This window comes from Clostridium hydrogeniformans DSM 21757 (assembly GCF_000686705.1).
Classification (GTDB): Bacteria; Bacillota; Clostridia; order Clostridiales; family Clostridiaceae; genus Clostridium_Z; species Clostridium_Z hydrogeniformans.
Genome location: NZ_KK366004.1, coordinates 802,669 through 817,806, shown reverse-complemented (window position 1 = coordinate 817,806; position 15,138 = coordinate 802,669). Strand labels below are relative to the sequence as shown.

The following is a 15,138-nucleotide window of genomic DNA, read 5'->3' as shown; positions in this document are numbered from 1 at the left end:
GATCAAGGAGTTCATTATACTAGTCCGATTTTTCAAAATAAAGTCAAAAAGAATAAATTAGGACAATCTATGTCTAGGCGTGGAAATTGTTGGGACAACGCCCCACAGGAATCCTTTTTCGGACATTTAAAGGATGAAGTTGATATAAAGGCTTGTGATACATTTGAGGATTTAGTTAAAGAAATAGATGATTACATAGATTATCACAATAATTTTAGAGGACAATGGAACTTAAAAAAGATGACTCCTGTTCAATACAGAAATCATCTTTTAAATTAGTCTACTCTTTTTTAAACTGTCCTTGACAAAGGGTACAGTTTACTCCCTAGACCACCTTTATCTTAACTTCTGAAACAAAAATGTAAGAATTCATCTCCTAAATTACTTTTAACTTTATTTGCTTCGTCTAAGGTCATATATTGAGATTCAAATAGTATTCCTGATCCATTAGCTTTAACATAAAAATTTTTATTTAAGAACTTCTCCATATACTTATTTACTTGAATACCATCTACTCCATCAGTATCTAAAGTTTTCGTTTGGACATATACATTCTTATCCATAATATCTCCTCCTGAGTTGTTACTAGAACCCTCTATAGTTCCTCCATTAATTCCTTCGGCTATTATTTTTCCCATATTAACACTACTATATCTTTCCATATCATTTGTATCTATAAAACAACACTCAACCAACATTGAAGGGCATGATGGACCTTTAACCACTGCCAATTGAGATCCATCTTTAATTCCCCTATTTATATAACCTAGGGCAGTGAATCTATCTAAAACTTTTTTGGCTCTATCTATTATTTTGCCATTAAATGTATATATCTCTGTTCCATATCCTCCACCACTATTAAAATGTATGGAAACAAAAAAATCTGCTCCCCAATTATTAGATTTGTTAACTCTATATTGAAGGGATTGTGAAACTGATGTCATCCCGCTATCTGGTGAAACTATTAGCACATCATGACCAGCTTTTTTTAATAAATTTACTACAATTTTCCCTACTTCTCTAGTTAGTATTTCTTCTCTATATCCCTGGGATGCTGCTCCCGTATCCGCACCACTTAAGCAGTGACCAAAATCTACTGATATTTTCATATATTCCCCTCCCCCCTATACTAAATAGGTCTATATAATATAATATCAACTTTAAGAATTAAAGAACCTAATTTTTATATAGTTTAAATAAAAAAACTTACTTAATAACTATCAAATCCCTTTTATTGACTCTTCCTACTTTTTATATACAATTTTCCCCTGAGTATTTATTATCTATAGCTAAATATTTTTTACTGTAACATACTTTTTATAAAATATATTCCCCTCTAAGAAAGTTCTTATATATCTTTCTACTTTTTTATAATTACCTTATACCTAAATTTCACTTCCCATATTAGCTTTAATAGGAAAAACAGATTTTAAAATACAAAAATAAAAGAACCCTTAAAATATTAAGAGTTCTTATTTTTCTAGACGTTGAATCTAAATTGAACAACATCCCCATCTTTCATTATATATTCTTTTCCTTCTAATCTATAACAACCTTTTTCCTTAGCAGCAGCTTCTGACCCACACTCTACCAAGTCATTATAAGATACAATCTCTGCTCTTATAAATCCCCTCTCTATATCTGAGTGAATCTTACCTGCAGCTTGAGGCGCCTTTGTTCCTTGTTCTATTGTCCAAGCTCTAACTTCCTGTACTCCTGCTGTTAAAAAGCTCATAAGCCCTAAAAGTTTGTAGCTCTTTCTAACTAATTTATCTAATCCTGTTTCCTCAAGTCCATACTCTGAAAGCATAGCCATCTTCTCTTCATCATCTAAAGTAGATAGCTCTTCTTCTATTTTTGCACTTATTATTACTACTTCAGAATTTTCAGCTGCAGCATACTCTTGAACTTTTTTTACATATTCATTTTCAAGGTTTCCTTCCATTAAGTCGTCTTCTGATATGTTAGCAACATATAAAACTGACTTAGATGTTATTAAAAATAAGGAATCTATAAATTCTTTTTCATCTTCTGTAGCTTCTAAAGTTCTTACTGGTTTTCCAGCTTCTAAATGAGCCTTCATGCTCTCCATTATGGCATATTCAGATTTAGCTTTTTTATCTCCTGATCTTACAAGCTTTAAAGTTTTTTCCATTCTTCTCTCTAAAATTTCTAAGTCTGAAAATACAAGTTCTAAATTTATAGTCTCTATATCTCTTATAGGATCTACAGAGCCATCAACATGGACAACATTTTCATCACTAAAACATCTTACTACGTGAACTATAGCAGAAACTTCTCTTATATGAGATAAAAATTTATTTCCAAGTCCCTCTCCCTTACTAGCTCCTCTAACAAGACCAGCAATATCATAAAATTCTATAGCAGTATAAACCTTTTTCTTTGTATTATACATTTTCTCAAGAACATCTAATCTCTTATCTGGAACACTTACCACTCCAACATTAGGCTCTATAGTGCAAAAGGGATAGTTTGCAGATTCTGCACCTGCCTTAGTTATTGCATTAAATAAAGTACTTTTACCCACATTAGGTAACCCAACTATTCCAAGTTTCATCTATGTACATTCCTTTCCTTTTAAGTATATCCTTTAAAATTATACTCTAGAGCCTTAGGTATTTCAACTCTTATGTTAACTTCCTTCTAGAAAACATAATTTATAATGAATATTTTTCTAGCCATATGCTTATTTTATAATTAAATACCTAATTATAAAAATAACTTAACCTGTTGTGCTAAAAGATAAATTTTCATTAATAGTACTTCTATACCATATAATATAAGTATAGAAATCCTCTAAATTTATAATGTAATTTTAAAAATTTCTATGAAAAATACTAAATATTTTAATATTATTTTTTTATTCTAATATATATTTTATTCTATCATATAACCCCCTATTAATATTGTGATTATTTGAAATATTTTAAATTAACTCATATAATTATCTTATATGAATTTTATATACTATGGAGGTATATTTATGGATATGTGGCTAAAAGAAGGTCAACTTGAAGATACAGCTATGACCTATAAAATTAAAGAAACTATTTGTAGAAAAAAAACTCCTTATCAAGACCTAGCAATTGTAGATACCTATGCCTTTGGAAGAATGCTTATATTAGATGGTATAGTTCAAACCACTATAAAAGATGAATATGTGTATCATGAAATGATAAGTCATATTCCTCTTTTTACCCATCCAAACCCTGAAAAGATACTAGTAGTTGGTGGTGGTGATGGTGGAACTATAAGAGAAGTTTTAAAGCATCCTTCAGTAAAAAAGGCTATTCTCTGCGAGATAGACAAGGTAGTTATAGATGAATGTAGAAATCACCTTAAGGAAATAAGTTGTTCCTTAGATGATCCTCGTTGTGAAATCTTTGTAGGAGATGGTATAAACTATGTTCATGAACATAAGAATGAATTTGATGTTATAATTATAGACTCCACTGATCCTTTTGGAGCAGCAGAAGGTCTTTTTGGTGGTAGTTTTTATAAAGAAATATATGAAGCATTAAAAGATGAAGGAATATTTGTAGCTCAAACTGAATCTCCATTTTTTCTTCCCCATGTTGTAAAAAAAGTATTCTCTGATTCTAAAAATGTATTTCCTATAACTAAACTATTTATGGCAGCTATCCCTACATATCCTAGTGGCTATTGGAGCTTTACCATTGGATCTAAAAAATATAATCCATCATCTATAGACATCTCAGAAAACCTATCCTTTGAAACAAAGTACTATACAAAAGAACTTCATAAAGCTTCCTTTGTATTACCTAGATTTATAGAGGATATATTAAAATAAATTAAGCAGGGATTTTACTCCCTGCTTAATTTATTCTCTATAAATCTTATTTCCTCTAAGGTTATATTATAAAAGCTATATAGCTCTTCATCTTTAAAGTCCTCTTTCAATATACACTCTTCATTTTCAAATACCTTTATATGAAGAAGCCTATTAGGATAATATTCATATAAATAATCTCCTAACTTTTTCAGATTACATTTAATATAAAATTCATATAATGTGCTATTTAAAAGATTAGCTATAAATTTAGGATTAACCTTAGGATTAGTTATTGTAAATCCATATATATCAGCACTAAAGTAACATCCACTTTTATCTAAAACAAATCTATTTTCTGAAGCCTTATAGGGATATATAATTTTTTCTTCATTAAAAAGCTTTTTATCTCTACCCCATTGAAGCTCATACCACTTTCTTATATTTCTTTTACACTCTCTCCTATTTTTTAACTTTGAATAATAATTTTCTATATACTTTAATGCATTTTTATGAATACCTATTTCTATATCGTTTGAATAAATTAACCACTTATAGTTATTATTTATTCCCCCATTATAAAGATTACTACTTTTTATCCAAGGTCTTAATAGGCTTTTTTCTATTTTATATTTATCTATATCATCCTCTGTTACGATAAATGCCCTATCACACCCTGTTATAACTCCCTGAAAATTTTCTCCTATTTCTCTAAGACTACCCTGGCTTTTTTCTTCTATCTTTCTTATTATATTTTTTTCTATAGGGTCTAATATTCTCCAAAAATCCTGATTAAGATCTTTCTTATTTGAACATAAAATATTAAGGTCTTTTCCATTTACTAAAGAATCTATAAAATCAAAATCCTTTTTTCTTATTTGTCTTATATAAGGTCTTATGACCTTAAAATTATAATTTTCTACATTTTTGTATGTTAAAAATAATATAAGTGGATCTATTCCATTGCCTTTAAAAGGTCTAAGTCCATAAAAATCTACTATTTTTTCTATACTATAATTCTTCCTTATAAACTCCCTTATCCCCTTAGCACTTTGTGCTTCCATAAGATACCTTGAAAGTATTAAAGCTAAACTTCCATTATCCTTTAAAAAGTCTTTAGCCTTATTAATAAAACAATAGCATATATCACTTTTATTAACATAAACCTCTTTATATGTATTTTTTATTGTTTTTACATAATCTTTATCTATGGATTTATGCCCTATATATGGAGGATTCCCAATGATAATATTAAATTTTTCTTCTGAATCTAATGTTAGAAAATCTCTAGCTATAATATTATCTTTGAAATCATTAGCCTTAATTATATTCCATATATCTAGTCTTAGTATTTTTAATGCAGTTTCATCTATATCAAAGCCATATAAATTATTTTCCATTATATGCTTATATAATGTTTTTTCCTTTAATTTCAAACCATGAACTTCATTTATATAATTTAAATTCTTTAAATAAATATTATTTAAATGTCTATAAATCTCTATTATAAAATTTCCTCCACCACAACTTGGATCCAATATTTTTATAAAAGGATTTTCCACTATCATATATTCCTTGATTACATGTTGAACCATATACTTAACAATACCTTCTGGAGTATATACAGCACCTTTTTCCTTTTGATTTTTTATCATATGATTGTAAAAGTCTCTAAACTCTTCCTCATATTCCATAGATAATTTTTTTTTACATTCATCAATTTCATAACATATGTTAATACTATGTGTTGATGAGTATATTTTATTAAAACATTCTTCAATAATTTGATTAAAATTATTCATATAATAAACTCCTAAAGCGAGGTGATTTTGTGAAAAAATTTATTACATATACTTTACTTAGTATACACTTATGTAGTTTACCAAACTTTTTCACTAATGAAAACAATATCTCAGTAAAAACAACTAAAAATTATGCTTATTCAGAAAAAAGCTCAAAGGAACTCAACTGGTACTTTGGCATAAGAAATGATGGTAATCCTCCCCATAGCCCAAAAGAATCTAAGGATTTTATATCTAGTTACGACTCCTACTACCTTGGGGATACTTCTAAAAAGGTCTTATATTTAACCTTTGATGAGGGCTATGAAAATGGATATACAGAAAAAATATTGGATATATTAAAAAAACATGATGCAAAAGCTGCCTTCTTTGTTGTTAAACCTTACATAAAACAAAATCCTCATATAGTTAAAAGAATGGTAGAGGAAGGTCACCTAGTTTGTAATCATAGTTCTACTCATCCCTCTATGGCCTCTGTAATAAATAAGGATAAGTTTAACAAAGAATTTACCGATGTGGAGGATGAATATAAAAATCTAATAGGAGAAGATATGCCAAAATTCTTTAGACCCCCTATGGGAAAATATAGTGAACGTTCTCTTATGTATACTAAAGATTTAGGATATAAAACTATATTTTGGAGTTTTGCCTATAATGATTGGGATGTAAATAGACAGCCTGAAAATAATAAGGCTAAAGAAACAATACTAAAACGTAGTCATAATGGAGCTATAGTATTACTACATGCGGTTTCTAAAACGAATACAGAAATTTTAGATGAAGTACTAGAAAGTTGGAAGTCCACGGGCTATGAAATAAAGCCTCTTACAGACCTTCCTGAAACTCCAATATTCATTAATGAATAGCTCATTGTTAAAGTATTACTACACTTAATTTAAATTTTAAAACTTCTTATTATAAATAATTTCATAGATTTTATTATCAATTAACATAGAAAACTATTTTATTATAAGCTTATATTTTTTCTAACACCTAAAATAAAAGAAGGCTACTTATTAACTGCCTTCTTTTAAGATTTCCTCTCTATCATTAAGTAATTATTCTTAAAATAAGTTTCACCACCAAATATATTCTATATTTAGTGGTGAAACTTATTTATATACTAATTTATTAAATATTTCTTTTACTTATCTATACTAAAATTACATATAATAAGTGAGCTGATATTCCTGCACAAAGTCCACCTATGGTATGACTTAATATAGCTTTTCCTGTTAAGTTCCTACAATCTAAAGAATCCATCATAGCCACATGGGTACTTAGGTATCCACTCCAACACATTCCCATGGCTGTAAAAACTGCTATTTCATTTCCTCCTATAATTCCTTTTGAGAGAAAACTAGGAACTAAACTAATAGCTGCTCCAACAGCTCCTAAAGATGTTATTGGAAACGCTATAGCTTCTGGGTTTTTAAAGCCTAATAAAGGTTCTAATATAAAGGATAACTTACTTCCAATCCAAGGTAGAAGACCTACCCCTTCACCTACCGCTCCTGTATAGCCTTGTGCTGATGGTCCATTGGTAAGTATTAATACAAAGGTACATATTATAAGTACTCCTGGTATTATCTTCATTCCAAGATCTACTCCTGTTTTTCCTCCATCTAGTAAAGAGGACAATATCCTTCCTCCTATAGATCCTTCTCTAATTTCTCTTGTGTCTAGTAAATCATCTTTTGGATTACTACTTTTTATGGCCATTTCTTCTGTTCCAAAATACTTCTTGGTAAAAGTTTGCATTATTCTAACACTTACTATACTTCCAATTACCGCTCCTAAGTCTCCAATTAAAGCTGCAAAAACTAAATTTTCCCCTGTAGGAGATTTTTGTGCCATCATAAAAGCAGTTACTATAAGTCCCATACCAAATGATGTACCAAGATTGGTTAAGGATGGTATTTGATATTTTTTAAAGTATCTCTTAAATCCCTTATCATCTGCCAAGGTAATTATAGCTGGATTATCTGATAAGTAAGTTGTAATTATCCCTAGTGCTGAAGCCCCTGGTAAATCATATAATGGCTTCATAAATGGGGATAGTATCTTATTTATTATAGCTATTACTCCAAATTCTGATAATAAGGAGGCTATTGCTCCTGCTATTACTGCAATAGCTAAAATAAAAAATACAGTATTAAGTAAAAGGTTGTGGGCAGTATTCATTATGGTATTAATCATATTTACTGCCCCCATTTTAGAACCTATAGCTGTAAAAAAAGCTATAAACAATATTAAACACAAAACCCCTTCTAACCCAATGGCTTTTTTCACTTTCGTACTACTCATTAACTTCACCTCTTAAGTTTATAAATTTTCTTTAGTTTATAAATTTATAAACTTAAAGTTTCTCTTCAGTGATACTTAATATTTCATCTCTCTTTAAAACTCCATCTTTTACTATCTTCTCACATAGCTCCTTTAAAGATTTCTTCTCTTCTTCATCTTTAACAGAAGATAAGTTTATCTTTACATTTAACACAGCGCTTTCTATAGCTGCTTGTATAAATAATGCTGCTACTCCTGCATCAGACACAGCATTTATATTTCCATATTTAGCTGCAACATAAATTATGTCGTATGCTTCAAAGCTTTCCTTTGCTAAAGTAAGAGGAACTTCTAATGCCTTTTTATAGCTTTCATCAATTTTTTCTTTTCTTAATGCCTTTTCTTCTTCTGTGTCCTTAGGCATTTTAAATGCTTCCATTACCTTTAAGAAAGCTTCTGTATCCTCTTCCATTAGTTTTAAATAAGTATCTTTAAGCTTATTAGCTTTTATTAAGTTTTCATCTATTAATTTTTGAGTATCCTCATCATATTCTCTATAAACTTTTTTACCTACAGTTAAATTAAATACCATGCTAGCTAAGGCTCCTCCTAAAGAAGCTCCTAAAGCTGCCACACTTCCACCACCTGGTGCTGGTGAATTTGAAGCTAATTCCTCAATAAATTTATTAACCTTTAAATCTGATAACATAAATATCTTCCTCCTTATAATTTAAATTCTACTACAGCTTCTACTGCCTTTAATATCTCTCCATTTTCTAATAAAGCTGTACACTTTTCTAGTTCATCATACATAAGTTTATCCTCATTTATAAAGTCTATGTGATTTCTTACTACTTTATAAGCCTCATTTGTACCCTTCCCTAAGGATAATCCTTTTCTAAAATCAATCCCCTGACATGCTGCCAAAATTTCTGTTGCCAAAACTCTTCTTGTGTTTCCTATAATATTTAAAGCCTTCCTTGCTGCTATTGTTCCCATACTAACATGGTCTTCTTGGTTAGCAGAAGATGGTATTGAATCCACAGATGCAGGATGACTTAAAATCTTATTTTCTGAAACCAAAGCTGCTGCTGCATATTGAGTTATCATAAAACCTGAATTTAATCCTCCATTAGGAGTTAAAAAGGCTGGCAAATCATTTAATTGATGATTTATTAATCTTTCTAATCTTCTTTCAGACACATTTGCCATCTCTGCCATAGCTATTCCTAAAAAGTCAAAGGATAATGCCATAGGTTGACCATGAAAATTCCCCCCTGATATAACATCTCCATTTTCAAAGACTATAGGATTATCTGTTACAGAATTAACTTCTATATTAATTTTATCATTGACATAATTCACAGAATCCTTAGATGCCCCATGTATTTGTGGTATACATCTTAAAGTATATGCATCTTGAACCCTTATTTCTCCTTGGGATGTAAGGAATGTACTTCCTTCAGTTAGAGCTAATATATTTTCTGCTGTATTTATCTGACCTTCATGATGTCTTATCTTATGAAGTCTTAAGTCAAAGGCGTCTTTAACCCCTCTTAATGCCTCTAGTGTTAAAGATGCTGCTATATCACTAAGTTTTAGTAGGTCTAAGGCCTCTTTTAATGCTGTTACTCCTACCCCTGTCATAACTTGCGTTCCATTTATAAGTGCTAGTCCTTCCTTGTAGGTAAGCTCTATGGTTTTTATTCCTGCTTTCTCCATAGCATCTTTTCCTGACATTTTTTCGCCCTTATATTCTGCCAGCCCTTCCCCAATCATAGGTAAAACCATATGAGATAAAGGTGCTAAGTCTCCTGAAGCCCCAAGAGACCCTTTCTCAGGTATAAGTGGATGGACATGATTATTAAGCATTAATAGAAGTGTATTCAAGGTTTCTATAGATATTCCAGAATGGCCTTTACATAAAGCATTTATTCTAAGAAGCATTATTGCCCTTGTTATATGACTTGGAAAAAATTCTCCATATCCACAGGCATGGGATAATATTAAGTTCTTTTGAAGAGTTTTACATTGATCATTAGATATAACCACATCTGAAAATTTTCCAAAACCAGTGGTTATTCCATAAACAATCTTTTGATCCTTTACTATATCCTCAACAATTTTTCTTGATGCTTTTATTCTCTCCAATGCCTCATTATGAATTTCTACCTTTGCCCCTCTTACTGATACTTCAGTAATATTATCTAAAGTTAGATCCTTACCATTTAACACTATTATTTTACCCATATTTGCCCCCTTATATATATAATTACCTTATTATTCTTTTATATATAAGGGTTTTCCTTCATAAATTCCTCTTTCAATTGTCTGAATTTATTTACTATTTCATAACTTTAAGATGATAAAACTTTAATACAATCTAATTTGATAAAAAACTAACAATCTTATTGTAAAACAAATTTTATTATTTTACAACAAATTCACCTGTGGTCTCCCTTAATTATTTCTAGTATATTATACTATAATATATTTTTCTTTAGATTATTTAACTTATTTAAACTTTACAAATATTTCTTACCTTTTGGTTTATTATTTCTACTTAATCTTAATTATTTTACTAAATAAAATCCTTCTCCCCTTTACTAAGATGAATCTTATTTCTTTATAAAATTCTTTATATTAATTTTAATATATGATAAAGTGAAACTTGATTCGTATAGTATTTTTAATATATATGGATATAATTAATCTAATGATTTTAAAAATATAGTATTTTTTGTATTAATTTTTAAAGAAAGATTTATAAAATCATTAGAAATTTTTTGTATAATTTTAGGAGGATTTTATATTGAGTAACTCTATTAAACTTAATAAAGAAAAAAGATTTGAGATGATTAATTCAATTAAAGAATACTTTTTTAACAATGAAAATGAGGAATTAGGAGATTTAAGAGCCTCTTTACTCTTAGATTTTTTTCTTGAAGAACTTGCACCTGAAATATATAATGAAGGAATTTCTATGTGCTACTCTCAACTAAGCTCCTCATTAGAGGATCTTTTCGCCCTTCAAATAAGAAAGAGATAACATAGATATAACAAAAGCTACCAAGTATTTTGGTAGCTTAAAATAAATTTTCTATTTCCTTATGAAGATTTTCAACTATAATATCCCAGTTAAATTTCTTCCTGCATATATCATAAGTTTTATTACTCATTTCTAAAAGATTCTCACTATCCATAACTTTTTCTAATGCTAAGGCAAGTCCCTCTACATCATCTATATTAACTAATGCACCATTATTGTTTATTACAAGCTCCTTAGCAATTCCAACATCCGTTGATACAACAACATTTCCAAAGGCTGCTGCCTCTATAAAAGCTATTCCAAAACTTTCACAATTAGAAGTTAATGTGAATATCTTAGACTTTCTATATTCTTCATAAAGTTTTTTTCTATCTTCAATATTCCCTTGAAAAATTACAACATCCCTAAGATTAGGATATTTATCAAAGTATTTTTCTATATATTTTAAAAAGTTATTTTCTATAGGTCCTATAAGCTTTAACTTCCATCCCTTATTTTCTATATTAGGAATCTTACTAAATGCCTCTAAAAGTACCTCTGTTCGTTTTTCTTCAGCCCCTATTCTAGCTACATTTACAATTATATTCTCTTTTTCATTAAAATCATAATGTAGTCCCATATCTTCTATGGCCTTAAAATCTACTCCATTAGGAACATTTATTATTTTATTAGCTGCTTTTGGAAGAAGTTCTTTAAGTTCCTTATATAGTACCTCTTGCTCTGCACTAATTAAATCCACCTTATGAAAAAAATAATCTGTTAATTTCTTTCCTATCCTGTTTTGAGACCTTATTCTATCTGGTAGTCTGTGGCTACAGTCTAATTTTAAGTATATTTTTCCCTGTTTATTTACCATCTTATAAATAGTTGCATAAAAAACGGAACTTAAGGTTACATGAAATATATGTAGACAGTCAATATTTTTACCATTCTTAAGTATATATAGTACTCCATCTAAAGAATAGCTATGGAATATTCTCTTAATAAAATTCATCTTAAGTCCCTTAACTTCTTTATTAGCATAAGGATACTCTCCATTTTTATAAGTGGCAACATAAGAATCATAGTTATGATTTTTATAAAGCTTATAAGGAATCATTCCCATATCTTTTACCAAATTTACATTTTCTGTTTTTAAATATTCCATACAATATCTCATAATTCTCTCCTACTTCATATGTTCTTTGTATTTAAAGATGAGCTTAACTATTTTAAAATCATCTATAAATACCCTTTTAAACATTCTTCTAGGTTCCTTAAAAAATCTATAGAATCCCTCAAGACCTGATTTTTGCATCCACCTTGGGGCTCTTTTAATTCTTCCTGCTTCAAAATCTATGGATGCGCCTATTCCTAGGGATACAGGAACTTTAAGTTCATCTCTGTACTTAAATACAAATTTCTCCTGCTTAGGTGCTCCTAGTCCTACAAATAATATATGAGGTTTTGCTTCATTTACTATATCTACTATCTTTTGAACCTCATTAGGATCTTTTTCAAATCCATAGGATGGTGAATAGGTCCCTACCACATTTAAGTTATTATATTTACTTTTAAGTTTTTCAGCTGCAAGGGCTGCAACTCCCTCAGCTGCCCCTAAAATAAATATGTTATATCCTTTATTTGCAGCTCTCTCACATACCAAAGGAAATAGGTCTGACCCTGATACCTTCTCTTTTATAGGTTTTTTAAACCAATTAGATATCCATATAAGTGGCATCCCATCCGTTAATATTAAATCTGCGTTATCATATACTTGTCTAAACTCTAAATCTTCCTCAAGGCTTACTAAATGTGCTACATTAGGTGTTACCACATAATGGTATCCTTCTGATGTAGCAAGATCTTCAACCCTATCTACTGCTTCTTTCATGTCTACATTATCTACATATATATTTAAAAGTCGTACTCTATCCTTATTCATAGTGTCCTCCTAAATTTTATCCCTATAAGAAGAAACCTTATCAATATTCTCCATTTTGGTTATCATTATAGTATCATCACTTTCTACCACAATTAAATCTTCAACGTCTGCTAAAATTATTTTTTTATTACTTGATACCACCATATTGTTCTTTGAATTTATAAGTTTTACCTTACCCATTTTAATATTTTCTTTAAAATCTTTCATATTGTATCTGCTTATTGCTTTCCAGCTTCCCACATCATCCCATCCTAGGGAACCTTCTATAACATATATATTTTCAACCTTTTCCATAATAGCATAATCTACTGATATATTTTCAACTTTACTATATGCTTCTTTAAGTTTTTCATAAAAATTTTCTTCTTTATATCTATAAACATCTTCCAAAAGCTTATATGTATTATTTAAATATTTTTGCATAAGTTCTAATATATAACTACTACTCCATAAAAATATACCACTATTCCAAAGGAAATTCCCTTCCCTTAGGTACTCCATAGCTTTTTCTATATTAGGCTTTTCCACAAATCTATTAACGGTTTTTAATCCACCATTTAAAGACTGTTCATTGTACTCTATATATCCATATCCTGTTTCAGGTCTTGTAGGTTTAATCCCTATGGTTACTATAGAAGAAATATGATTATCAATAAATCCATAAGCTTCTCTTATTATTGAAACAAATCTTTCTTCATCACGAACTAAATGATCTGCTGGCAATACTACCATAGTACTATTTTTAAATCTATTATTTATTTCAAGGGCTGATAAAGCTATACAAGGAGCCGTATTTCTTCCCATAGGTTCAATTATTATATTTTCTTCTTTTATATAAGGTAATTGTTCTTTTATATATTTTATATAATCCTCACAGGTCACTATAAAAATTCTATCATAGGGTACTACTCTACTTATTCTATCCACTGTCATTTGAATCATAGTTTTTTCTGAGAGAAGACTTAAGAACTGCTTTGGCTTATCTTCAGTTGATAATGGCCAAAACCTAGTTCCTTTTCCTCCTGCCATTATTAATGCACATAACATAATTTACTCTCCTTCAATGCTCGGGTATTTCATATTTTCCTATGTTAAATGGATTATATCATATTGCAAAAAAACATTGCAATATTTACTAATTATTATGGATTATTTATTCAATGTAGTCCTAATATCCTTTACTATTTCATCCTCTGGATCTATTTTCTCTGCTATATTTAAATGGAGTTCAGCATCCTTATATTTTCCAAGCTTAATATAGCACATAGCTATATTAGTACATACTTCTATACTTTTAGTAACTTCAAATACCTTCTTAAAATATTCTATGGCAGTTTCATAATGACCAAGGCAAGCATAGTTAAGCCCAAGCTCATTTAAAGGTTCTGCAAAAGCACTATCAATTCTTAATGCATCATTTAAATAATAAATTGCCTTTTCATTAAGTCCAAGAACCCTATAAGAAACAGCCAAGTGATAATATAATAAAGGATTATCTTCAAATTCTTCTAATAGAGAAGATAATAACTCTATGGCCTTTTTAGGATTATCATATACTAAAGCTTTTCCATTTTCATAATTTACCGCACTTTGAAGCCACTGCCTAAAATCTAATATTTCTTTTGTTTTTTCTCCACCTTTATTTAAATACTCATCTAGATTAATTAATGAAAGCTCATATTCTTCCTTGTCCCTAAGAATAAGAGACTTATAAAAATACCCTTCTTTATCATCATGATACACTAGATACTCTTCTATTATATCCTCTTCTACCTCTGTAAAACTATTATTTTTCTCTCTTATAGCTTCACATATAATTAATGCTTTATTAAAAACTTCTTTATCTTTTTCAATTCTTAATAATCCATTTACTAATATAAAAGCTTTTTCTAAATCTTCTTCCTTAACACTTTTTGCTATACTTCCTTTAATAAAGTTTTTACATGAGGGTAATGCCTTTATAATATCAATATATACTTTATTATACTTAAAATCTTCATCCACTCCTAAGGAAAAAAACATTCCTTCTAAAAACACAGTAATTGGAAGATTATTTATAGCCTCTTCATTTTCTATATTATTAGATAAATATTTAGTATCTACAGGTACATATACTTCTTCTATGTTCTTATAATTTTTAATATCTATTTTAAAAGTCTTATAAATCGCCTCTTCCTTAAGTTGAAGAAAAATCATTCCTGAAAGTCTTTCTTTAAGCTTTTCTCTATAATTCATAAATACAATCCTCTCTATATTCTAGTAAAAT

At 29.2% G+C, this 15,138-nt stretch carries 14 protein-coding genes; 4 read left to right on the top strand and 10 right to left on the bottom strand.

Features of this window, described 5'->3' with window-relative positions; translation table 11 throughout:
* The coding region (locus BR69_RS0117095; protein WP_027634299.1) for an IS3 family transposase at positions 1-279 on the top strand (279 nt) is incomplete at its 5' end.
* A gap of 62 nt (positions 280-341) precedes the next feature.
* On the opposite strand, the gene BR69_RS20755 is transcribed toward BR69_RS0117095, so the two are convergent.
* Both BR69_RS20755 and ychF read right to left on the bottom strand, forming a co-directional pair.
* A complete protein-coding gene (locus BR69_RS20755; RefSeq protein WP_051623655.1) occupies positions 342-1,109 on the bottom strand; it encodes an N-acetylmuramoyl-L-alanine amidase in 768 nt (255 codons plus the stop codon).
* Positions 1,110-1,480: 371 nt separating this feature from the next.
* Positions 1,481-2,578, bottom strand: a complete 1,098-nt coding sequence (gene ychF, locus BR69_RS0117085) for a redox-regulated ATPase YchF (RefSeq protein WP_027634298.1) — start codon at positions 2,576-2,578, stop codon at positions 1,481-1,483.
* Positions 2,579-3,004: 426 nt separating this feature from the next.
* Between ychF and speE the strand changes: the two genes are divergently transcribed.
* Positions 3,005-3,832: a polyamine aminopropyltransferase gene (gene speE / locus BR69_RS0117080; RefSeq protein ID WP_027634297.1), complete on the top strand. Its 828-nt coding sequence runs from the start codon at positions 3,005-3,007 to the stop codon at positions 3,830-3,832.
* Between the two features lie 14 nt (positions 3,833-3,846).
* On the opposite strand, the gene BR69_RS0117075 is transcribed toward speE, so the two are convergent.
* Complete coding sequence (locus BR69_RS0117075) at positions 3,847-5,613, bottom strand: Eco57I restriction-modification methylase domain-containing protein (protein WP_027634296.1); 1,767 nt, start codon at positions 5,611-5,613, stop codon at positions 3,847-3,849.
* A gap of 29 nt (positions 5,614-5,642) precedes the next feature.
* On the opposite strand from BR69_RS0117075, the gene pdaA reads away from it, so the two are divergent.
* Complete coding sequence (pdaA, locus tag BR69_RS20750; protein ID WP_034850041.1) at positions 5,643-6,479, top strand: delta-lactam-biosynthetic de-N-acetylase; 837 nt, start codon at positions 5,643-5,645, stop codon at positions 6,477-6,479.
* A 286-nt stretch (positions 6,480-6,765) separates the two neighbouring features.
* Here pdaA and BR69_RS0117065 read toward each other — a convergent pair whose 3' ends face one another.
* From BR69_RS0117065 to hutH, 3 genes are read right to left on the bottom strand one after another with little or no spacing between them, the layout of a single operon-like run.
* Complete coding sequence (locus BR69_RS0117065; RefSeq protein WP_027634295.1) at positions 6,766-7,920, bottom strand: CD0519/CD1768 family membrane protein; 1,155 nt, start codon at positions 7,918-7,920, stop codon at positions 6,766-6,768.
* 52 nt (positions 7,921-7,972) lie between these two features.
* Positions 7,973-8,608 carry a cyclodeaminase/cyclohydrolase family protein gene (locus tag BR69_RS0117060; protein WP_027634294.1) on the bottom strand — a complete coding sequence of 212 codons (636 nt, stop codon included), beginning with the start codon at positions 8,606-8,608 and terminating at the stop codon, positions 7,973-7,975.
* 14 nt (positions 8,609-8,622) lie between these two features.
* Complete coding sequence (gene hutH / locus BR69_RS0117055; protein WP_034850040.1) at positions 8,623-10,149, bottom strand: histidine ammonia-lyase; 1,527 nt, start codon at positions 10,147-10,149, stop codon at positions 8,623-8,625.
* 562 nt (positions 10,150-10,711) lie between these two features.
* Between hutH and BR69_RS0117050 the strand changes: the two genes are divergently transcribed.
* Positions 10,712-10,948 carry a DUF2164 family protein gene (locus tag BR69_RS0117050; protein WP_278246103.1) on the top strand — a complete coding sequence of 79 codons (237 nt, stop codon included), beginning with the start codon at positions 10,712-10,714 and terminating at the stop codon, positions 10,946-10,948.
* Positions 10,949-10,985: 37 nt separating this feature from the next.
* Here the strand turns inward: BR69_RS0117050 and BR69_RS0117045 are convergent, their stop codons facing one another.
* The 4 genes from BR69_RS0117045 to BR69_RS0117030 form a co-directional block, all read right to left on the bottom strand.
* On the bottom strand, positions 10,986-12,107 hold the full coding sequence (locus BR69_RS0117045; protein ID WP_027634291.1) for a glycosyltransferase family 4 protein: 1,122 nt from the start codon (positions 12,105-12,107) through the stop codon (positions 10,986-10,988).
* A 9-nt stretch (positions 12,108-12,116) separates the two neighbouring features.
* A complete protein-coding gene (locus tag BR69_RS0117040) occupies positions 12,117-12,872 on the bottom strand; it encodes a WecB/TagA/CpsF family glycosyltransferase (RefSeq protein ID WP_027634290.1) in 756 nt (251 codons plus the stop codon).
* Between the two features lie 9 nt (positions 12,873-12,881).
* Positions 12,882-13,919, bottom strand: coding sequence for a mannose-1-phosphate guanylyltransferase (locus tag BR69_RS0117035; RefSeq protein ID WP_027634289.1), 1,038 nt, complete (start codon positions 13,917-13,919; stop codon positions 12,882-12,884).
* Between the two features lie 102 nt (positions 13,920-14,021).
* Entirely contained in the window at positions 14,022-15,107 is a 1,086-nt protein-coding gene (locus BR69_RS0117030; protein WP_027634288.1) for a tetratricopeptide repeat protein, read from the bottom strand.
* Positions 15,108-15,138: the final 31 nt, after the last annotated feature.

Bases quoted from the DNA above. Each gene is read 5' to 3' on its own strand.
- BR69_RS20755 (WP_051623655.1), bottom strand. From the start codon at position 1,109: ATGAAAATATCAGTAGATTTTGGTCACTGCTTAAGTGGTGCGGATACG.
- ychF (WP_027634298.1), bottom strand. From the start codon at position 2,578: ATGAAACTTGGAATAGTTGGGTTACCTAATGTGGGTAAAAGTACTTTA.
- speE (WP_027634297.1), top strand. From the start codon at position 3,005: ATGGATATGTGGCTAAAAGAAGGTCAACTTGAAGATACAGCTATGACC.
- BR69_RS0117075 (WP_027634296.1), bottom strand. From the start codon at position 5,613: ATGAATAATTTTAATCAAATTATTGAAGAATGTTTTAATAAAATATAC.
- BR69_RS0117065 (WP_027634295.1), bottom strand. From the start codon at position 7,920: ATGAGTAGTACGAAAGTGAAAAAAGCCATTGGGTTAGAAGGGGTTTTG.
- BR69_RS0117060 (WP_027634294.1), bottom strand. From the start codon at position 8,608: ATGTTATCAGATTTAAAGGTTAATAAATTTATTGAGGAATTAGCTTCA.
- hutH (WP_034850040.1), bottom strand. From the start codon at position 10,149: ATGGGTAAAATAATAGTGTTAAATGGTAAGGATCTAACTTTAGATAAT.
- BR69_RS0117045 (WP_027634291.1), bottom strand. From the start codon at position 12,107: ATGAGATATTGTATGGAATATTTAAAAACAGAAAATGTAAATTTGGTA.
- BR69_RS0117040 (WP_027634290.1), bottom strand. From the start codon at position 12,872: ATGAATAAGGATAGAGTACGACTTTTAAATATATATGTAGATAATGTA.
- BR69_RS0117035 (WP_027634289.1), bottom strand. From the start codon at position 13,919: ATGTTATGTGCATTAATAATGGCAGGAGGAAAAGGAACTAGGTTTTGG.
- BR69_RS0117030 (WP_027634288.1), bottom strand. From the start codon at position 15,107: ATGAATTATAGAGAAAAGCTTAAAGAAAGACTTTCAGGAATGATTTTT.